This window comes from Marinibaculum pumilum, assembly GCF_042646425.1.
In the GTDB taxonomy this organism is placed as follows: domain Bacteria; phylum Pseudomonadota; class Alphaproteobacteria; order Ferrovibrionales; family Ferrovibrionaceae; genus Marinibaculum; species Marinibaculum pumilum.
In genome coordinates this window covers 53,816-72,909 of the sequence record NZ_JBHRTR010000004.1, presented here as the reverse complement: position 1 = coordinate 72,909, position 19,094 = coordinate 53,816, and the positions used below count along the sequence as shown (strand labels likewise).

The following is a 19,094-nucleotide window of genomic DNA, read 5'->3' as shown; positions in this document are numbered from 1 at the left end:
CTCGACCCGCCCGCCCCTGCCGCTCACCCCATGCGCATGCGGCCCATGAAGTCGCGCTTGCCCAGCGGCACACCCTTCATCCGCAGGATGTCGTAGGCGGTGGCGGCGTGGAAATAGAAGTTCGGCAGGGAGAAGGAGAGCACGAAGTTCTCCGCCGAGAACGGCAGCTCCCGCCCCTGCACCTCGAACACCAGGCGGCCGCCCTCCAGCGCGTCGATCTCCGCACGGTCGACGGCCTCCAGCGCCGCCGCCGCCTCGGCGATCATCTCCTGCAGGCCGGCGAAGCTGTCCGGCATGGCGGACATCGGCCAGGGTGCGAAGCGGCCCGAACGGATCCCCTCGATGGTGCCCAGCGAATGCTGGCGCACGGAGCCCAGCTGGAAGCGCAGCGGCAGCATGTCGTCATGGATCGCGGTCGCCACCAGCGCCTCGGAATCCTCGCCCTGCTCCGTGCAGTGGGCGCGGCCCTTTTCCAGGAAGCCGGCCACCGCCCCCAGGCCCTGCAGGTAGGAGGGGATGCTGATGTCGTAGAGTGAAAGCGCCATGGTGCCGATCCGCCCGAATGATTGATCTGGGGCCGGCCGCTGCCGGCCCGGACGAAGTCTGCCAGTTCTTGGCCTTTCGCGCCGCTGCGTTCGCGCAGGCCCTGATCCGGAACCGTCGGGACGGCGGCGATGTTGGAGGGGAAAGCCGAACGAAAGGGCACCCCATGTTTCTGGAAACCGTCAAGTCCGAAGGCCTTGCGCATCTGTCCTACATCCTGGGCGCCGATGGCGAGGCGGTCGTCGTGGACCCCCGCCGCGACTGCGAGGTCTATGTCGAGATCGCCCGGTCCCGCGGCGCGCGCATCGTCCATATCCTGGAGACGCACCGGAACGAGGACCTGGTCAGCGGTGCGCCGGTCCTGGCGAAGATGACCGGCGCGACCGTCCATCACGGCCCGAACCCGGAGGCGCCGATCGCCTGGGCGCAAACGATCCGCGACGGCGAGGCGGTGGAAGCCGGACCGTTGCGGCTGCACGCGATCGAGACACCGGGCCACACCTACGACCACATGGCCTATGCGATCGAGGACCGCGACAGCCCGCACGGCCATGTCGGCGTCTTCACCGGCGATGCCCTGTTCGTGGGCGATGTCGGCCGCACAGACTTCTACCCGGACGAGGCGGAGAAGGTCGCCGCCCTGCTGTTCGATTCCCTGCAGAAGCTGCTGGCGCTCGGCGACCAGGCGATCATCTACCCGGCGCATGGCGCCGGATCGGTCTGCGGTTCCGGCATGGCCGACCGCGAGTTCTCCACCATCGGCCATGAGCGCCTGAACAATCCGCGCCTGCAGCTCGACCGGCAGACGTTTGTCCGCGCCAAGACCAGCGAACACCACCAGTACCCGCCCTATTTCCGGGCGATGGAGCGGATCAACATCGCGGGTGCCGCGGACAGCGGACCGGCCGGGACACCGGCGCCATGCACCGCCGCGGCGGTCGCCGCCCATGACGGGCCGGTGGTGGACGTGCGTCCGGTCAACGCCTTCCAGGGCGCGCACTGGCCGGGTTCCCTCTGCCTGCCGGTCGGCATGCTGTCGGCCTTCGCGGGCTGGTACCTGGAGGCGGAGGCGGAGATCGTTCTGGTGGCCGACGATGGCGGCCAGGCGGCGGAAGCCACGCGCCGGCTGGGCCGGATCGGCTTCGACCGGGTCGCCGGCTATTTCGACGGGCTGGTCACGGCCACTGCCGGCGGCCAGGCCTTCGGCCACCTGCCGGTGGTGGGCGCCGCGGAGGTCGCCCGCCGGCGGCGGCGCAATGCCGGCGACTGGACCCTGCTGGACGTGCGCGACATCGACGAATGGACGGAGGGCCATATCCCCGGCGCGGTCCATGCCTATGTCGGCCGATTGCCGGATCAGGCGGATCGGCTCGACCCCGAGCGGCGAATCACCACCATGTGCGCCTCAGGCGCGCGGGCGACGGTGGCTGCCGGATGGCTGAAGGCCAACGGCTTCGAGGATGTCGACGTCTTCCTGGGCTCGATGGGCGCCTGGCGCAGCCGGCAGGGCGAGGTCGAGAGCGGGCCCGGCGGGGGCTGAGGGCCGGGCCGCTGCGCCGGGGAATCGCCCTCGGCCCGGCACTCCGCTACGATTGACGGCATGTCGATACCGCCGCCAGCCATCCGCAGCGCGACGCCGGCCGATGCGGCCGGTCTCCTCGATATCTATGCTCCGATCGTCGAAACGACGGCGATCTCGTTCGAGGCCCGGCCACCGACCCTGTCGGAGATGACCGGGCGGATCGAGACCCTCCTGCCGACCCATCCCTATCTGGTGGCGGAGGCAGAGGGCCGGCCGCTCGGCTTCGCCTATGGCAGCCAGCATCGCACCCGGGCCGCCTATGCCCGCTCGGTCGACGTCACCGTCTATGTGGCGGCGGACGCGCGACGACAGGGTGTCGGGCAGGCGCTCTACCGGGCCTTGCTCCCGGCTCTGGCGGAGCGCGGCTTCCATGCCGCCTTCGCCGGCATCGCCCTGCCGAACCCCGGCAGCGTCGCCCTGCACGAGGCGGTCGGCTTCACCCCCGTCGGCATCTACCGCGAGGTCGGTTTCAAGTTCGACCGCTGGCACGATGTCGGCTGGTGGCAGCGGCTGCTGGACGGTTGAGCCGGCCGGGTCGGAACGTTGGTGCATGCGGCGGCGACCGTCACCGGTCCCGGGTGCAGGGCCGACGATCCTGCCCCGCTCCGCTTGCCGCCTGCCGGAACGCTGTGCACCAACGCCGGGCCCGGCGTGCAGCGGAAGGCGGCAACGATGAGGACCGACTCAAGCTCGATCGGCATCGGCATTGCGATCGGCGCCGGGCTGGGCAGCGCCCTTGGCGTGGCGATGGACGACATCCCCATAGGCCTGGCGATCGGCCTGGGGCTCGGCGTGGCGCTCGGGGCCGCCTGGGGGCGGCGCAAGGGTGGCGATGGCAGTGATGACAGTGATGGCGGGAACGGATAGGGCGGCGACCTGACCGGGTCCGGATTCCGCGCGCCGCGACCGGCGCCACCACTATCCTGGCGCACCCGGCTGCGACAGCCGTCGAAGCGATCGTGCTTGCCGCACGACCGCGCGGCGTCATGCTCGCCCCCTGCCGCCCCGAAGGGAGACCGTCCTGCGCAACCCCTGGTTCCTCGTCTTCGTCTGCTTCCTGATGGCGACCTTCGCCTGGGGGCTCGGCTTCTACGGACTGGCGGTGTTCCTGCCGCAGCTGAAGGCCGCGCATCCCGGCTGGAGCACCGGCGCGATCTCCGCCGGCACGACCTTCTATTACCTGGCCGGGGCGGGGTTGATGTGGTTCGCGGGCACCGCCTTCGCCCGCTTCGGACTGCGCCTGCCGGTGCTGGCAGGCCTGGCCTGCATGGCGGCCGGGGCCGGCGCCCTGCCCTTCCTCACCGCGCTGTGGCAGCTGTTCGCGGCCTATGCGGTGATGGCCTTCGGCTGGGCGGTGATGAGCACCACCGGCATCGCCACGATCCTGGCGCACAGCTTCGACCGGCGGCGCGGGCTGGCACTGTCGCTGGCGCTGAACGGTGCCAGCTTCGCCGGCGTGGCGGTCTCCCCCGTCCTCCTGCTGCTCAGCCGGGAGGCCGGCTTCGCGACCGCGGTGCCTGCGGTGGCCGGTGCGATGGCACTGCTGCTGGTACCGCTGCTCTGGGTCAGCCTGGCGCCGGGGCGTCAGGGCCATGCCGACCTGCCGCCGGCGCATGACGGCGAGATCCCGCCTCTGTCCGGGCAGGCGGCCGGACCCGTGTCGCCGCCGGCGCGCGGTCCGCTTCTGCGCAGCCTCGCCTTCTGGAGCGTCGCCGCCCCCTTCGCCATCGTGCTGTTGCAGCAGGTCGGCTTCCTGACCCACCAGGTGGCGTTTCTGGAAGGGCGGATCGGCGCCGCGCAGGTCGCGCTGGCGGTGGCGCTGACCACCGGCTCCGCGGTCGCCGGACGGCTCGCCCTGGGCCTGGTGATCGACCGGCTCGACAAGCGCGCCGTCACCGCCGCCTCCTTCGCCCTGCAGATCGCCGCGCTCGGCATCATGCTGGCCAGCGGCGATGCGCTCGCCCTCTATGGCGCCTGCATCCTCTACGGCCTGAACGTCGGCAATATCATCACCCTGCCGGCGCTGATCGTACAGGTGGAATATCCGCCGGCCGCCTATGCCCTGGTCGTCGGCATGGTCACCGCCATCGCACAGTTCACCTATGCCTTCGGACCCGGCCTGCAGGGCCTGCTGCGCGACCTGGCCGGCGCCTACGAGCCCGGGCTGGTGCTGTGCATGGCGTTGAACGCCGGCGCCGCCCTGCTGGTCCTGATGCGGCCGGGCCGGCGGCAGGCGGCGGCCACTTGACATTCGTCCATATGTCGACGATCTTCGACATATGGACGAAACAGATGCCCTCGACGCCCTCGCCGCCCTGTCGCAGGAAAGCCGCCTGCGGCTGTTCCGGCTGCTGGTCACATGCGGCCCCGACGGCCTGCCGGCGGGGGAGATCGCCCGCCGCATGGACGTGCCGCACAACACGCTGTCCAGCCAGCTGGGGCAGCTGTCACGGGCCGGGCTGACCCGTGCCCGGCGGGAAGGGCGCTCGGTAATCTACGCGCCCGATTTCGACGGCATCCGCGCCCTGCTCGGCTTCCTGATGAAGGATTGCTGCGGCGGGCCGGCGGAGCAGTGCAACGCCCTGCTCGACCGCTTCCTTCGCCCCGACTGCACCACCCACTGCCAACCCGCCTGCGGAGACAGATCATGAAGCGCCTTCACATCAGCCTGGACGTCCAGGATCTCGATGCCTCCATTGCCTTCTATGCCGGACTGTTCGGTGCCGACCCGACGGTCCGCAAGCCCGACTATGCGAAGTGGATGCTGGACGATCCGCGGGTGAATTTCGCCCTCTCCGCCCGCGGCCGGGCGCCGGGCCTGGACCATCTGGGCATCCAGGCCGAGAGCCGGGAGGAACTGCGCGACGTGCAGGGCCGGCTCGACACGACCGGCGGCCGCGTGGTGCCGCAGGGCGAGACCACCTGCTGCTATGCAAAGTCGGAGAAAAGCTGGGTCTTCGACCCCCAGGGGATCGCCTGGGAGACCTTCTTCACCAGCGGCGAAAGCACGGTCTATGGCGACGACCTGCTGACCGAGACGATGCGCAGCCCGGACGAGGTCCGCGAAACGGCGGGGGTGCCCCGCGCCTGCTGCGTGCCGGCAGCCGAATAGGCGCCGGGATCAGCCATCCCGCGGCCGGCACCAGAACTGGTACATGGTGCGGAAAGCCGCGGGCTCGATCTCCTCGAAGCGCCGCCAGGCCTCCAGGTCGCCGGCCGCCCCGGCGGCCGGGAAGGCCTGGCGGAAGCGCCGCGACAAGGCGGGGTCGGCGATCTCGAAGCCGATGAATTCCAGGTCCAGCGCCGCCAGCCAGGCGGCCAGCTGCGGGATGTCGATCGCGACCTCCTGCACGTGGAACAGGAGGTCGCGGCAGGTGCTGGCCGCATAGAAGTCCAGCTCCCGCGCGACCTGCCGCGCCGGGGCGTCCGACGGCAGGGCCAGCAGGTCGGCGCGGGCACGGCGCATCCCCGCGGCGTCGGCCGGGTAGCCGCCGGCGGCCACGAAGTCGCGCGCGGCCTGGATCTCCCGCCGGCCGGCGGTCGCATAGAGGCCGATCTTCATCAGCCCGCGCGGCCGCAGCAGGCCCCGCAGCACCCGCCAACCCGCCAGCGGGTCGGCCAGGTGGTGCAGCACGCCCGAACATTCGATCAGGTGGAAGCGCTCTTCCAGCACCCCCAGCTCCAGGATGTCGGCGACCGCGAAGCGCAGGTTGCCGGCACCGAGTTCGGATGCCCGGCGCACCCCATAGCCCAGCGCCCGCGCACTGAGGTCGACCGCCAGGACATCGGCCTGGCGGTAGCGCGCCGCGACCTTGGCGGCATGCGCACCGGTGCCGCAGCCGGCGACCAGGATCCGCGGGCGTTCCGCCCCCCGCGGCAGCGATTTCGGCTTCACCCAGGGGAACAGGCCGGTCACCACATCGGCCAGCGGCCGCGCCTTCTGCCGGCGCAGGCCCTGCCAGCGCGGATAGGGATTCTCCTCGTACTGCGCCTGCACCGCGCGGGAGGTCGCGTCCGCCACCCCGGTCAGGCACGGCAGGCCGGCGGCCAGCGCCGCCTCCGCCGCCGGCTCCTCCAGGCAGGCGCGGCGGAGCAGCGCCAGTTCGTCGTCTTCCGCCGCCGCGGGCAGAACCTCCGGCACCCGGTAGAGCGCCCGCAGACAGGCGCGCAGCGGCATTTCGCCGGCCGTGCCGGCCCCGAGCCGCTCCAGCGCGGCCAGTTCCACGGGCGTCTCGGCCCAGCAATACTCCGCCCACCAGGCCTGCAGGGCGAGCGCGGCCAGCAGGCGCAGCGGCGGCAGCGCCGCTTCCTCCGCCGCTTCCTCCGCCGCATCGGCCGCCAGCAGCGCGGCCCGGCGCAGCCCGGTCAGCAGCCGTTCGGCCCCTTCCCCCGGCAGCGAAAGATGCTCCATCACGCCGAGGACGAAACCGTCGTCGGCGAACCCGGCCGGTGCCGGCCTGCCGGCCAGTCGCAGCAGGTCGGCGTCCCGGCCTTCCGCCGCGGCGGACAGCGCCGCCCGCCAGGGCGAGCGGCTCTGCAGCATGCCCAGGGGCGCGGTGGCCGGGATCTCCACATCGCGCGCCGCCGCCAGGTCCAGCAGGGCGGCCTCCAGCTCCGGCGCCGGGAAGGGCGGCTGCACCCGGCCCAGAGCCGTCGCGAGGGCCTGGCGCAGCCGGCGGTCCAGCGGCGCCGCCTGCCAGGCCGCACAGTGATAGTCCAGCGCCTCGAGGGTCCGGCCAGCGCGGTCCAGCACCCGGGCGGCCACCGGCGCGGCATCCGCGCTGCGGCGCGCTTCGTCCGACAGCCCGGCCAGATGGGTCACCGCCTCCGCCACGCGTCCGGCGCGCTCGGCCGCAGCCGCACGCGCCAGCACGATCCGCAGCGGCGGCGCCTTCGCAGGGCCGTGCCTCTTCGCCGTCATGCCGCGCAGGCCATGCCGGCCGCGATGCCTTCGGTCACGACTGCCATTCGGTCACATGCACGTCGTAGGCGATGCTGATCCGCTCCCCCGTGCCGCGATAGGGCCGGGTGCCGTGCCAGTAGTGGGAGGGGAAGAAGAACGCGCGGCCGACCTCCGGCAGGTGCAGGCGGTAATGCTCCGGCGCAACCAGGTCCTCCGGCAGGCCGTAGCCCGGACGGCCGAACTCGATCCAGCCGCCATGGTCCGGGTCCGCCGCGGCGATGCTGTCCGGAATCGCGACGTAGTAGACGCCGCTCAGCCAGCCCAGATTGTGGATGTGGGAGCTCTGGTGGCTGGGGCCGTCCAGGATATTGCCCCACATCACGAAGTCGTAGCTCTTCGGCCGCCGGAACCGCCAGGGATCGGCCGGGTCGGTCGCCAGGCTGTCGATCAGCCCGTCCACCGCCGCGCGGATCGCCGCCTCGAAGCGCAGTACCGTCTCGGTCGGCGATTGCAGCAGGTCCAGCGCAACCGCGCCGCCACGGATCGCGCGGCGGTTCTCGTCCCATTCGCGGGTAAAGGTCGGATGGTTGCGGATGTCGGCGATCAGCTGCTCGTGCAGCGCGTCGCGCTCCGGCCCCGCCGCGCCGAACGGGGTCGCCGCCCGCGGCCAGTCGTCGGGACGCACCAGATGCTCGTAGACATCCGCCGCGCCGGCCGCGCTCGCGGCCGTGGCATAGAGGGCCAGCGCGCGGATATCGCCGGGATGCCCCTCCAGCAGCATGCGGCCCTGCGCCATCGCCGGCTCGACCCGGCGGGCCTTCAACAGCGCCAGCAGGTAGTTGGAGCGGGCGGCCCGCAGCTTCGGGTCCTGCGCCAGCGCCGCCTCGTAGTCGGGCAGGCTGTCCGCGACCCGGCCCAGATGCTGCAGCGCGTTGGCCCGCGCCACGCGCGCCCGCGGATGCGCCGGCTGGCCCGCCAGGAAGCGGTCGAGCACCGGCAGGCTGTCGGCCTCCCGCCCGTTCTCCGCCAGCAGCAGGCCCAGATGCAGCAGGGTGCCGGGATGGCCGGGCGCGCGGTCCAGCACCGCCTGGAAGGCGGACGCCGCCTCGTCCCTCAGGTCCGGCTGGCCGGCGGCTTGGCGCGCCAGGGACATGCCCAGCAGGTAGTGGGCGCGCGGCTCGCCGGGCATGGCGACCACGGCGCGCCGCGCCAGGTCGGCCGCTTCCGCGTTGCGGCCACGACGCAGCAGCTCCTCGCCCTGTTGCAGGCCGGCCTGCGCCGCCTGTAGCCCGATCACCATGGCCCTTCCATCTCCGTCCGCCCATCTCCGTCCGCCCATCTCCGTCCGGATGCCGCCGCCTCCGCATGCCGCCCTGTCACCGGAACCGCAGCGGAACATCCGTGTTTCAGAGACCATGAGCGCATCCAGCGTCAAGCCCCAGGTCGAAACCGCGCCGCAGCGGGACCACAGGTCGCAGCAGGCGGACAGCCCCACCGCGATCACCATCGGCGGCTGGTGGCGGATCGCGAGGCGGCTGGTCGCCGCCAACCAGCGCGAGAATCTTGCCGTGCTGGCGGCCGGCATCGGCTTCTTCGCGATGCTGTCGGTCTTTCCGGCCCTGACGGCGTTCATCTCGTTCTACGGCATCATCGCCGAACCCGGGGGCGTGCAGCAGCATGCCGCGCTGCTGCAGCCGTTCCTGCCGGACGAGGGCTGGACCCTGCTGGAGCGCCACATGCAGCGGGTCTCGGGGGCGCAGAATTCCAGCCTCGGGGTCGGCGGCCTGCTCTCCCTGGCCATCGCCCTGTGGAGCGCGGGGGCCGGCCTTCGCGCGACCATGTCGGCGCTGAACGCGACCTATCGCGAACGGGAGAAGCGCGGGCTGATCCGCTTCTACGGCACGGCGATCCTGTTCACCCTCGGCGTCATGGCGGTCGGGCTGCTCTCCCTCGGTGTCATCGTCGGCGTACCGATTGTCCTCGACCTGCTGCAGCTGGGCCGGCTGGGCGAGCTGCTGGTCACCGTATTGCCCTGGCTGGTGCTGCTGGCGGTGGTGCTCTTCGCCGTCGGCGCGCTGTACCGCTTCGGCCCCAGCCGCCGCAGCGCCAAGATGCGCTGGCTCAGCCCCGGCGCCCTCGCCGCCACCCTGCTGTGGCTGCTCTTCTCGCTCGGCTTTTCGATCTATGTGGCGTTCTTCGGCAGCTACAACCAGACCTACGGCACCCTCGGCGCCGTCGCCGCGCTGCTCACCTGGTTCTGGCTCAGCGCCTATGCGCTGCTGCTGGGCGGCGCGCTGAACGCGGAGGCGGAATTCGAGACCGCGGAGGACACTACGGTCGGCCGCGACCGGCCGATGGGACGGCGCGAGGCCTGGGTTGCCGACCATGTCGCCACCGGCGACGGCAAAGGCTGAACACGCGGCACGGTTTCTGCTTCGCTTGGCGGTGTGTGGCTGCACTGCACCAAAATCGAACAGGACCTGCCGATGCATAGCCAGTTTCCGCAACCGTGGCGCCGGGGCCACCCGGCATGAACGGCGCCGGCCAACCCAGGCCCGCCGCGTCGAAAACCGACCGGCCCGACGCCAATCCGGTCAGGACCGTTGACGGCGGAACCAGGACCCTGCATATCCGCTGCGGCTCCGACATCCGCGGCGGCCTGCGCCGTGCCGGATTCGGCGGCGCCTTCCTCGAATTCTCCGATCCCTACTGCCTGGGTCCGGTGCGCAACAGCGGCTCCCTGCTGCACCAGCGCGCCGCCTTCCTGGCCGCTGCCACGGGCGATCCGGAGGCCGACCTGCAGGACCGCCTGCGCAAGGAACTGACGGGCCTGCGCCGTGCGGGAGAATTCCCCCGCGTCGTGCTGTGGTTCGAACACGACAGTCACGACCAGCTGATTCTCGCCCGGATTCTGGCGGAACTGTCCGAACTGCCCGCGGCGACGGAACTGTCGCTGATCTGCATCGACAGCTTTCCCGGCGTGCAGCGCTTCGTCGGCCTGGGGCAGCTCGACCCGGCGCAGCTCCGCAGCCTCTGGCCGCAGCGGGTGCCGGTCGATGCGGACATGATCGACCTCGGCTGTGCCGTCTGGGCCGCATTGCAGGAGCCCTCGCCGCTGGGGCTGCATGCTTTGGCCCATGGCGGGACACCGGAACTGCCGCAGATGGCCGGCGCGATCCTGCGCCATCTGCAGGAACTGCCCTGGACCGGAGACGGCCTGAGCCTGAGCCAGCGGCTGGTGCTGGAGGTCCTGACCGACGGGCCGCGCTCCGGCGCGGCCCTGTTCCGGGAGATCCACAACCGGCGGGAGCCGATGCCCTTCATGGGCGACCTGATGTTCTGGCACATGCTGGCGCAGATGTCGGCGGCCGCCCGCCCGCCGTTCCGCCAGACCGCGCCCGCAGGCACGCCATGGCCGCAGCGCAGCCTGACCCTGACGGAAACCGGGCAGGCCCTGCTGGACGGGCGGAACGACTGGCTGCTTTGCGGCCCCCGCGAGCGCTGGGTCGGCGGGGTGGAGATCGCCGCGGCCGATCCGGCCGGCGGAACGGCCCGGCAGTGGCGCTGGAACCCCGAATTCGAACGCCCGGTGCTGGCCGCGGCGGCAGCGCCCGGAGGTTAGCCGGCCGCGCCGCCGAAACGGTCGAGGTGCCGCCGCAGGAATCCCTCCACGTCGCCGGCCGGGTGGCCGGTCAGGTCCGGCAGGTCGGGCAGCACCTCGGCCTGCGCGCCGGCCTTCAACGCCTGGAACAGGTCGACCACCAGGTTCGACTGCCAGCGCGGCATGCCAGTGACGAGCGGCAGCACCAGGCACGCCACGAAGGCCGGCGGGCTGGTGAAGCCGATCTTCCGGCCCAGCATGGCGGACAGCATGCCCGCCACCTCCGGCAGGCTGACCGCCACCGGCCCGGTCAGGATATGGATGCGGCCGTGATGGTCGGATACGCCCAGCACCGCCGCAGCGGCGGCGGCGATATCCGCCACATCCACCATGGCGATCCGCCCGCGCCCGGCGGGGGCGACGAACTTCCCCTTCGCGGCGATGTCGCCGGCGAACAGCAGCAGCGACTGCTGGAAGAAGGTCGGCCGCAGCATTGTCCATGGCAGACCGGAATCCGCCAGCGCCTGTTCCGCCCGGCGGTGCAGGATGCCGAAGCTGCGCGGCGGCTGCAGCCCGGCAGACTGTGCCGACAGCTTCACCACATGCGGCCGGCCGGCGGCCGCGGCGGCGGCGATCAGCCCCGCCTCCACGGCATCCTGGTCGGGCGCATCGGCGGTCAGCAGGAACAGCGCCTCCGCCCAGGCCAGATGTTCCGTCAGGCTTTCCGGCGCCCGCAGATCGGCGACCACCGGTTCCGCACCCTGCGCGGCCAGGCCGGCCGCCCGCTCCGGCCGCCGGGTCTGCGCCCGCACCGCATCGCCGCGGCCGACCAGCAGCGGCAGCAGCGCCGCGCCGACCTGGCCGGTGGCGCCGGTGACCAGGATCCGGGCCATGGCCCGCTCAGCCCGCCCGCGCCGCGATCGCGGCCTTCGCCTCCGCGGTCAGGCGGGCGACCACCTCCGCCGCGCCAGGCAGGTCGCGGATCAGCCCGACCCCTTCGCCGGCCAGCAGGGGCAGTTCCTCGAAATCGCCGGTGGCGCCGGCCATCGGCACCATGTTCGTGAACTTCCGCAGTTCCGTCGGCTGGCCCAGCAGGTCCATCTGGCCGACCAGCGCCTCGCCGGAATTGTCGGCCGGCACCTCCGCCACCCGCGCATCCCATTCCGAGACGACCCGGTTGCGCAGCACCCGGATCGGGTTGAATTCCGGATGGTGGCGGCCGAACAGGTGGGTGCGCAGGGTGTCGCCGGCGCCGGCGGCGACCAGCCGGTCCTTGTATTCGTCCGCCACCGATGCCTCGCGGGTGGCGACGAAGCGGGTGCCGATCCAGGCACCGTCGGCGCCCAGCATCAGCGCCGCAGCCAGGCCGCGGCCGTCGGCGATGCCGCCGGAGGCCAGGACCATGGTGCCGGCACCGACCGCGTCGACGATCGACGGCACCAGGGCCATGGTGCCGGCGGTGCCGTAGTTGTGGCCGCCGGCATCCACCCCCTGCGCGACCACCACGTCGACCCCGCCGGCCGCGGCGGCCTGCGCATCGGCAACAGAGCCGACCTGCTCCCAGACGTCGATGCCGGCGCCGTGGAGCTGCTCGATCCAGGCCTTGCCCGGATGCCCCCAGTGGAAGGAGACCGCGGCCGGCTTCAGCCGGGCCATAACCTCGATATGCGCATCGGTGGTGTAGCAGGTGATGAAATTGACGTGGAACGGCCGCTTCGTGGCCGCCTGGAAGGCGGAGACGAGCTGCTCGACCCCTTCCGGCGGGATGATGCCGACCCCGGCGATGGAGCCCATGGCGCCGGCCTCGCTGACCGCCACGCCGAGCGGCGGCGTCATGCCGGCAAAGGCCATTCCGGCCTGTGCGATCGGCGTATCGAGGCCGTAGCGTTCGGTCAGCCTGGTGGCGAGCGAGACGGTCATCCTGTCCTCCCGGGTTGGGTGTTGCTGGAACCGCCAGTCTCCGCCGCCCCCCGGCTGCCGTCGCGCCTGCGGCCGCACGGACTTGACCGAGAGTGCACTCCGAAGGCCGCCCGCCGGCCGGCTGTGCTAGGCTGCACGGATGCTTGGCGGTCAGGCGCATATCGGTGCTGCAGCGGACCCGGCCCTCGCGCCCCCCTCAGCGGGTGGCGGCGGGGCGGCCGGGGCGGAAGGCGCGTCGTTGACCTGGTCCGCCGCGACGGCCGCCGACGGACATGCCGACGAGGGCTTCGAACGCTGGCGCGAGGTGGTCTGCCAGACCTATACCCGGCTGTCGCCGGAGCGCCTGGGCGAGACCCCCTTCGCGGGCGAGATCCGCATGCGCCCGATCGCCGGCGGCGCCTCCATCTCCCGCATCACCTCCACCGGCCAGCTGGTCCACCGCCGCGCCCGCGATGTCGCCGCGAAGCCCTGCGACGCGCTGTTCGTCAACCTGCAGGTCGAGGGCCGCAGCACGGTCCGCCAGCGCGATACCGAGACCCGGCTGGAGCCCGGCAGCTTCACCCTGCTGGATGCCCGCCGCCCCTTTGCCATGCGTTTCGAAGGGCCGTTCCGCCAGGTCTGCCTGCACCTGCCGCTGGAGCTGTTCGAGGAAAGCCGCTTCGACGGCGCCGGCCTGCTGGCGCGGCGGATCGACGGCGACACCGTTTTCGGCGCCGCGCTGAGGGAACAGCTGCAGGCCCTGCTGGCCGGGCAGGAGGCGCCGGACATCCGCCACCTCGCCTACCTGCTGCGGCTGGCCTGCGAGGGCGGGCGGCGGCCGCTGCTGGCGGACGAGCATCTCGCCATGCTGCAGAAGCATGTCGCGGCCCATGCCGGCGATCCCGGCCTGACCCCGCATGCCGTGGCAGCGCATTTCCGGATCTCGGTCCGGCACCTGCACAAGCTGTTCGCGCATTCGGGGGAGAGCTTCGGCCGCCACCTGCTGCGCCGCCGGCTGGAACGCAGCCTGCAGGCGATCCTGGCCGCGCCCGACCGGCCGATCACCGAGATCGCGCTGGACTCCGGCTTCAGCGATTCCAGCCATTTCGCCCGCGCCTTCCGGCAGCGCTACAACCAGAGCCCGCGCGCCGTCCGCCGCGCCGCCGCACTCCGCCGCGGCTGACCGGCCGACCGCCGGGACGGCCGGGAAGAAACGTCATCTTCGCGTGTTATCCTTGTGCCGGGCCAGGCGGCGATATCGAGAATGCGGAGACGGCTATGTCCTTCCTTCGACCGTACCGGGGCCTCGGCGCGGCGCCGGGGTTTGTCCTCGGCCTCCTGCTGCTGGCGGGCCCGGTCCTGGCTCACGGCACCGATGACCACGGCCGCCAGAAGCTGCCCCTCGGCGACGGTCGCATCAGCGAGACGCCGAAGGCGGGTTACCTGATGTCCTGCCAGACCCGCTTCAGCCCGAACGCGCCGGGCGCGTCGGCCTATGGCGACTGGCTGCAGGGCGACACCTGGATCCCGGCGCTGAAGCCGGTGGTACCCGGCCAGGTCGAGTGGCCGGACTGGCGGCTCAGCGTCACGGTTGAAGGAGACCGCCGGGTGGTGCGGGCGAACAACCTGCCGAAGCATGCGAGCGGCGACTTCCCGATCCCGCGCAGCTCGGAGGCCTTCCGCTACGACCGCAACCCGAACAGCATCCGCCGGCAGGACGTGCTGCTGACCCTGCCCGCCGTGCCGCAGGTCGCGGGCATGCCGACCTGCGTGCCGATGGGCATGGTCGGCTTCGCGCTGACCGGGGTCGCGATCTACAACGCGGTCGACGCGCGCGGCGAGGATGCGCCGGCGCATGAGATCCAGGATGCCTGCAACGCCCATCCGCAGCAGCAGGGGCAGTACCACTACCACAACTACAGCCCCTGCCTGACCGACACCGCCGGCCCGGCCGGCGGCCATAGCAACCTGGTCGGCTATGCGCTGGACGGCTTCGGCTTCTACGGCCTGCATGGCGAGGATGGCCGGAAGCTGAGCAGCGCCGATCTCGACGCCTGCCACGGCCACAGCCATCCGGTGCTGTGGGACGGGCAGATGCGGGCGATCTACCACTATCACTTCACCGAGGATTACCCCTATTCCATCGGCTGCTTCCGCGGCAGCGTCGACCCCGCGCTGCTGCGCCGCGGCCCACCCGGCATGGGCGCCGGCGGTCGCGACGGCATGGGACGGCCGGGCATGGGGCCCCGGGAGGGCATGGGGCCCCGGGAGGGCATGGAGCCCCGTGAAGGCATGGGACCGCGCGATGGCATGGGACGGGCCGGCTTCCAGGGGCCGGGTGGCCCGGGCGGACGGGGCGAAGAAATCCTGTCCCGCGCAGCGGCCGGGCTCGGGATTTCCGCCGACACCCTGCGCCGCGCCATCGGCCCGCCGCCGCCGGACCTGGCCGCCGCCGCCCGCCAGCTCGGCATCAGCGAGGACAGCCTGCGGGCGGCGATGCACCGGGCGATGGCAGGGAACTGAGGGGCCGCGCACCCCAAGCGCCCGGTCATTCTGTGGCTTCACTCACGGCTGTCAGGTCCAGAATGGCTGACAATGGCGGAATGCCAGGGGCCGGTTGGGCTCGCGAGGCAATCGCCGATGCAGAACCGGGATGCGGTCATGTTCCCCCAACGCGTCACCACCGCACGTGTTGCGGTGGTCCCCGTGCCGCCAGGCTCAATCAAGGCAGGCTCTGATTGAGTGGCTGCAACATGGACGCGCGGAACAAGTCCGCGCGTGACGAATGTGATGGGGGCGAGGATGACGTAGGCGCGATCACCCGCGCTCAGTTCAGCTCGTTCTTCACCGCTTCGCCGTCCTTCATGACCAGGGCCATGTGGCGGCCCTGGCCCTCCAGCAGGCCCAGATCCTCCAGCGGGTTGCCGTCGATCGCCAGGATGTCGGCGCGGGCGCCGGGCACCAGTTCGCCCAGATCGCCTTCCCGGTTGAACAGGCGGGCGGCGTTGATCGTCGCCTGCTGCAGGATGTCGCCCGGGGCCATCACCTCCGCCCGGATGCGGAACTCGCGGCTCTGCTCGTCATGCAGGATGCCCAGCAGGTCGGTGCCGTAGGCCAGCTTCACGCCGGCCTTGTAGGCCATCTCCATCGACGCCATGGCGGTCGGCCGCACCGCCGCCAGCTTTTCCATGCTGCGTTGTGGCAGCCCGGCCTCCGGCCCGCGTTCGTGCAGGCATTCCAGGATCGACATGGTCGGCACCAGCCAGGCGTCCTTCTCCAGGAACAGGTCGATGCAGTCCCGGTCCAGCATCGTGCCATGCTCGATGCAGCGCACACCCAGCTTCAGGGCCCGCTTGATCGCGCGCGCCGGATGGCCGTGGGCGGTGACATAGATTTCCGCGCTCTCCGCCTCCTCCACCGCGGCGCGGATCTCGTCGGCGGAGAACTGCATCGCGGTGATCGGGTCATGCTCCGACGATACGCCGCCGGAGATCACCAGCTTGATATGGCCGGCATGGCGGCGGATCGCGTCGCGGCAGGCGCGCAGCATCTCCGGCACGCCGTCGACGATGCGGCCCAGCCCGGTGCAGCAGGCGCAGGGATCGATACCGGCCGCGCCGGGGCCACGGAAATCGGCATGGCCGCCGGTCGGGCTCAGCACCGGCCCGCCCTGGATCAGGCGCGGCCCGGCGATCAGGCCATGCTCGACCGCCAGCTGCAGCCCCCAGTCGCCGCCGCCGGTGTCGCGCACCGTGGTGAAGCCGCGCTTCAGCATGCCGGCCATGATCTGCCCGGCCTTGGCCGCCTGATAATAGGGCGACCAGCCGTCCAGCGCGGCCAGGTCCGCCGACCCGGCCATGACGTGGACATGGGCGTCGCAGAGCCCCGGCATGACCGTCCGCCCCCGCAGGTCGATCACGCGGGCGCCCGTGGACCGGATGGTGCCGCAGCCGTCGACCTCGCGGATCCGTCCACCGTCGACCAGGATGTCGCGCTCCCCCGCCAGGAGGCCGGCCCGGCTGTCGAACAGCAGGCCGTTGCGGATCAGTGTCTGGGTCGTCATGCGTCTCCTCCCGTGCCGGTGCCATCCTTCCCGGTCCCGCGCACGCTGTCGAGGGCCGGCGGCCTGCGCACGGCCATGTGATGCGCGCAGGCGGCGTCCCTGCCATGCGCGGGCGCAGCCACCCTTTCCCTTGGGGGCCTCGGCGTTACATGCTGTCGCAGCTTTTCCAAGCGGAGCGAGGAACGATGACCGAAGAGTCCTATACGCCGCCGAAGGTCTGGACCTGGGAGCCCGGCAATGGCGGGCGGTTCGCCAATATCAACAAGCCCACGGCCGGCGCCCAGTTCGAGAAGGAGCTGCCGGTCGGCAAGCATCCGCTGCAGCTCTATTCCCTGGCCACGCCGAACGGCCAGAAAGTCACCATCCTGCTGGAGGAGCTGCTGGCCGCCGGCGTGAAGGAGGCCGAGTACGACGCCTGGCTGATCAAGATCGGCGATGGCGAGCAGTTCGGCAGCGGCTTCGTCGCGGCCAACCCGAACTCCAAGATCCCCGCCCTGATGGACCATAGCGAGGCGAAGCCGGTGCGGGTCTTCGAGTCCGGCGCGATCCTGCTCTACCTGGCGGAGAAGTTCGGCAAGTTCGTGCCTATGGAGGGCGCGGCGCGGGCGGAATGCCTGTCCTGGCTGTTCTGGCAGATGGGCGCGGCACCCTATCTGGGCGGCGGCTTCGGCCACTTCTATGCCTATGCCCCGTTCAAGATCAAATACGCCATCGACCGTTTCGCGATGGAGGTGAAGCGCCAGCTCGACCTGCTGGACAAGAACCTGGCGGAGCGCCGCTACATCTGCGGCGACGACTACACCATCGCCGACATGGCGATCTTCCCCTGGTACGGCGCGGTGGTGCAGAACAAGGCCTATGACGCGGCGGAGTTCCTGGACGCGGCCAGCTACAAACACGTCAACCGCTGGGTCGAGGAACTCGGCGCCCGCGAGCCTGTTCGCCGCGGCCGCATGGTGAACCGCGTGTCCGGCCATCCGGCCGGCCAGCTGCACGAACGCCACGACGCCAGCGACTTCGACACCAAGACCCAGGACAAGGTCGAGGCGGCGGAGTAGCGCCTGCACCCTGGGTGCCTTCGGACCTGACCCTGCGGGGCCAGATATCTCTGCGGCGGATCGGATACCGCCCCGCCGGGCCAACCCATTGCCGTCGCCCTCGGGCCCGACCCGAGGGCCGCGACGGGACCCCTGCCGCCGCGCGACTTCGCCGTATCGTCACGGTCCTTGGGTCAAGCCCAAGGACGACGTCGGCAGGGAGGTCGCGTCAAAGAGATGAGCGAATGCCGTTGTGGCCCGACCCGAGAATGACGGGAATTGGGTAGCCGGGTTCATACCCTTTGCAGACGCAAACGGGCCGCCCTGCAGGGGCAGGGCGGCCCGTCGTCGTTGCGGGGTGGCTCAGCCGGTCATTCCGGCAGGCTGTCGTCGATCCCCTCGACATAGAAGTTCATGCTGGCCAGGTCGCCGTCGGAGGCCACTTCGCCCTCCTTCAGCCAGACGCTGCCGTCCTTCTTCCTGATCGGCCCGGTGAAGGGGTGCAGTTCGCCGGAGGTGATCGCCTGGGTGGTCTTCTCCGCCATCGCCTTCACGTCGTCGGGCATGTTGGTGAAGGGCGCCATCACCACGGCGCCGTCGGCCATGCCTTCCCAGGTCGCCTGCTGCTCCCAGCTGCCGTCCATCACCGCCTTCACCCGCTCGATATAGTAGGGCGCCCAGTCGTCGACGATCGCGGTGAGCTGGGCGTTCGGGCCGAACTTGATCATGTCGGAGGCCTGGCCGAAGGCCATCAGCCCGCGTTCCTCCGCCACCTGCATGCCGGCGGTGGAATCGGTGTGCTGGCTCAGCACGTCGGCGCCCTGGTCGAACAGCGACTTCGCGGCATCGGCCTCCCGGCCGGGGTCGAACCAGCTGTTCACCCAGACGATCTTGACCTTGAAGTCGGGATCGATCGACTGCGCGCCGAGCATGAACGCGTTGATGCCCTGCACCACCTCCGGGATCGGGAAGGAGCCGATATAGCCGGCGGTGCCGGTCTTCGACATCTTCGCCGCGATCTGCCCCAGCACGTAGCGGCCCTGGTAGAAGCGGCTGTCATAGGTGGTGACGTTGGGATGCTCGCGCTTGTAGCCGGTGGCATGCTCGAACTTCACGTCCGGGAACTTGCCCGCCACCGCGTTGGTCGCGTCGCCGAAGCCGAAGGAGGTGGTGAAGATGATGTTGCAGCCCGACCGCGCGAAGCGCTCGATCGCGCGCTCGGCATCGGCCCCCTCCGCCACATTTTCCAGATAGGCGGTGGTGACCTTGTCGCCGAACTCTTCCTCAACGGCCAGCCGGCCCTGGTCGTGCTGGTAGCTCCAGCCGAAATCGCCGATCGGGCCGACATAGATGAAGCAGGCCTTCGCCTCGTCCATGCCTTGCGCCGCGGCCAGGCCGGGTGTCAGCGCGGCGGCCAGGGCCAGCGCTCCGAGCAGTCTGAATTTCATGGTCGGGTGTCTCCTCTG

Annotated in this window: 18 protein-coding genes; 11 read left to right on the top strand and 7 right to left on the bottom strand. The window is 71.3% G+C overall.

Going from position 1 to position 19,094, the window contains the following annotated elements; translation table 11 throughout:
- Positions 1-23: 23 nt before the first annotated feature.
- Positions 24-545 carry a DUF1993 domain-containing protein gene (locus tag ACFOGJ_RS00795; protein ID WP_379897480.1) on the bottom strand — a complete coding sequence of 174 codons (522 nt, stop codon included), beginning with the start codon at positions 543-545 and terminating at the stop codon, positions 24-26.
- Between the two features lie 164 nt (positions 546-709).
- Between ACFOGJ_RS00795 and ACFOGJ_RS00790 the strand changes: the two genes are divergently transcribed.
- The 6 genes from ACFOGJ_RS00790 (at position 710) to ACFOGJ_RS00765 (ending at position 5,237) form a co-directional block, all read left to right on the top strand.
- Positions 710-2,083, top strand: a complete 1,374-nt coding sequence (locus ACFOGJ_RS00790) for an MBL fold metallo-hydrolase (protein WP_379897479.1) — start codon at positions 710-712, stop codon at positions 2,081-2,083.
- Between the two features lie 60 nt (positions 2,084-2,143).
- Entirely contained in the window at positions 2,144-2,650 is a 507-nt protein-coding gene (locus ACFOGJ_RS00785; protein ID WP_379897478.1) for an arsinothricin resistance N-acetyltransferase ArsN1 family B, read from the top strand.
- A gap of 147 nt (positions 2,651-2,797) precedes the next feature.
- On the top strand, positions 2,798-2,992 hold the full coding sequence (locus tag ACFOGJ_RS00780) for a hypothetical protein (RefSeq protein WP_379897477.1): 195 nt from the start codon (positions 2,798-2,800) through the stop codon (positions 2,990-2,992).
- A 193-nt stretch (positions 2,993-3,185) separates the two neighbouring features.
- The gene (locus ACFOGJ_RS00775) at positions 3,186-4,373 is read left to right on the top strand and encodes an MFS transporter (protein WP_379897476.1); all 1,188 of its coding nucleotides are present in this window, start codon (positions 3,186-3,188) and stop codon (positions 4,371-4,373) included.
- A gap of 31 nt (positions 4,374-4,404) precedes the next feature.
- The gene (locus ACFOGJ_RS00770) at positions 4,405-4,776 is read left to right on the top strand and encodes an ArsR/SmtB family transcription factor (RefSeq protein WP_379897475.1); all 372 of its coding nucleotides are present in this window, start codon (positions 4,405-4,407) and stop codon (positions 4,774-4,776) included.
- A complete protein-coding gene (locus ACFOGJ_RS00765; RefSeq protein WP_379897474.1) occupies positions 4,773-5,237 on the top strand; it encodes an ArsI/CadI family heavy metal resistance metalloenzyme in 465 nt (154 codons plus the stop codon). Before ACFOGJ_RS00770 ends, ACFOGJ_RS00765 begins: the two co-directional genes overlap by 4 nt.
- 9 nt (positions 5,238-5,246) lie before the next feature.
- Here ACFOGJ_RS00765 and ACFOGJ_RS00760 read toward each other — a convergent pair whose 3' ends face one another.
- Together ACFOGJ_RS00760 and ACFOGJ_RS00755 are read right to left on the bottom strand one after the other, a co-directional pair.
- On the bottom strand, positions 5,247-7,046 hold the full coding sequence (locus ACFOGJ_RS00760) for a class I SAM-dependent methyltransferase (protein WP_379897473.1): 1,800 nt from the start codon (positions 7,044-7,046) through the stop codon (positions 5,247-5,249).
- A 34-nt stretch (positions 7,047-7,080) separates the two neighbouring features.
- Positions 7,081-8,328 carry a putative 2OG-Fe(II) oxygenase gene (locus tag ACFOGJ_RS00755; RefSeq protein WP_379897472.1) on the bottom strand — a complete coding sequence of 416 codons (1,248 nt, stop codon included), beginning with the start codon at positions 8,326-8,328 and terminating at the stop codon, positions 7,081-7,083.
- A gap of 115 nt (positions 8,329-8,443) precedes the next feature.
- On the opposite strand from ACFOGJ_RS00755, the gene ACFOGJ_RS00750 reads away from it, so the two are divergent.
- Together ACFOGJ_RS00750 and ACFOGJ_RS00745 are read left to right on the top strand one after the other, a co-directional pair.
- Positions 8,444-9,442, top strand: a complete 999-nt coding sequence (locus ACFOGJ_RS00750; RefSeq protein ID WP_379897471.1) for a YihY/virulence factor BrkB family protein — start codon at positions 8,444-8,446, stop codon at positions 9,440-9,442.
- Between the two features lie 116 nt (positions 9,443-9,558).
- Complete coding sequence (locus ACFOGJ_RS00745) at positions 9,559-10,650, top strand: DUF1835 domain-containing protein (protein ID WP_379897470.1); 1,092 nt, start codon at positions 9,559-9,561, stop codon at positions 10,648-10,650.
- Here ACFOGJ_RS00745 and ACFOGJ_RS00740 read toward each other — a convergent pair.
- Positions 10,647-11,522, bottom strand: a complete 876-nt coding sequence (locus tag ACFOGJ_RS00740; RefSeq protein ID WP_379897469.1) for an NAD(P)H-binding protein — start codon at positions 11,520-11,522, stop codon at positions 10,647-10,649. The genes ACFOGJ_RS00745 and ACFOGJ_RS00740 overlap by 4 nt on opposite strands.
- A gap of 7 nt (positions 11,523-11,529) precedes the next feature.
- Positions 11,530-12,549, bottom strand: a complete 1,020-nt coding sequence (locus ACFOGJ_RS00735) for an NAD(P)H-dependent flavin oxidoreductase (RefSeq protein WP_379897468.1) — start codon at positions 12,547-12,549, stop codon at positions 11,530-11,532.
- A gap of 238 nt (positions 12,550-12,787) precedes the next feature.
- Here ACFOGJ_RS00735 and ACFOGJ_RS00730 point away from each other — a divergent pair, with 238 nt between their 5' ends.
- Positions 12,788-13,711, top strand: coding sequence for an AraC-like ligand-binding domain-containing protein (locus ACFOGJ_RS00730; RefSeq protein ID WP_379897467.1), 924 nt, complete (start codon positions 12,788-12,790; stop codon positions 13,709-13,711).
- A gap of 95 nt (positions 13,712-13,806) precedes the next feature.
- The gene (locus ACFOGJ_RS00725; RefSeq protein ID WP_379897466.1) at positions 13,807-15,051 is read left to right on the top strand and encodes a YHYH protein; all 1,245 of its coding nucleotides are present in this window, start codon (positions 13,807-13,809) and stop codon (positions 15,049-15,051) included.
- A gap of 304 nt (positions 15,052-15,355) precedes the next feature.
- On the opposite strand, the gene ACFOGJ_RS00720 is transcribed toward ACFOGJ_RS00725, so the two are convergent.
- Complete coding sequence (locus ACFOGJ_RS00720; protein WP_379897465.1) at positions 15,356-16,591, bottom strand: metal-dependent hydrolase family protein; 1,236 nt, start codon at positions 16,589-16,591, stop codon at positions 15,356-15,358.
- A 185-nt stretch (positions 16,592-16,776) separates the two neighbouring features.
- On the opposite strand from ACFOGJ_RS00720, the gene yghU reads away from it, so the two are divergent.
- Positions 16,777-17,649 carry a glutathione-dependent disulfide-bond oxidoreductase gene (yghU, locus tag ACFOGJ_RS00715; protein ID WP_379897464.1) on the top strand — a complete coding sequence of 291 codons (873 nt, stop codon included), beginning with the start codon at positions 16,777-16,779 and terminating at the stop codon, positions 17,647-17,649.
- A 350-nt stretch (positions 17,650-17,999) separates the two neighbouring features.
- On the opposite strand, the gene ACFOGJ_RS00710 is transcribed toward yghU, so the two are convergent.
- Entirely contained in the window at positions 18,000-19,076 is a 1,077-nt protein-coding gene (locus ACFOGJ_RS00710) for a BMP family ABC transporter substrate-binding protein (RefSeq protein ID WP_379897463.1), read from the bottom strand.
- Positions 19,077-19,094 lie beyond the last annotated feature (18 nt).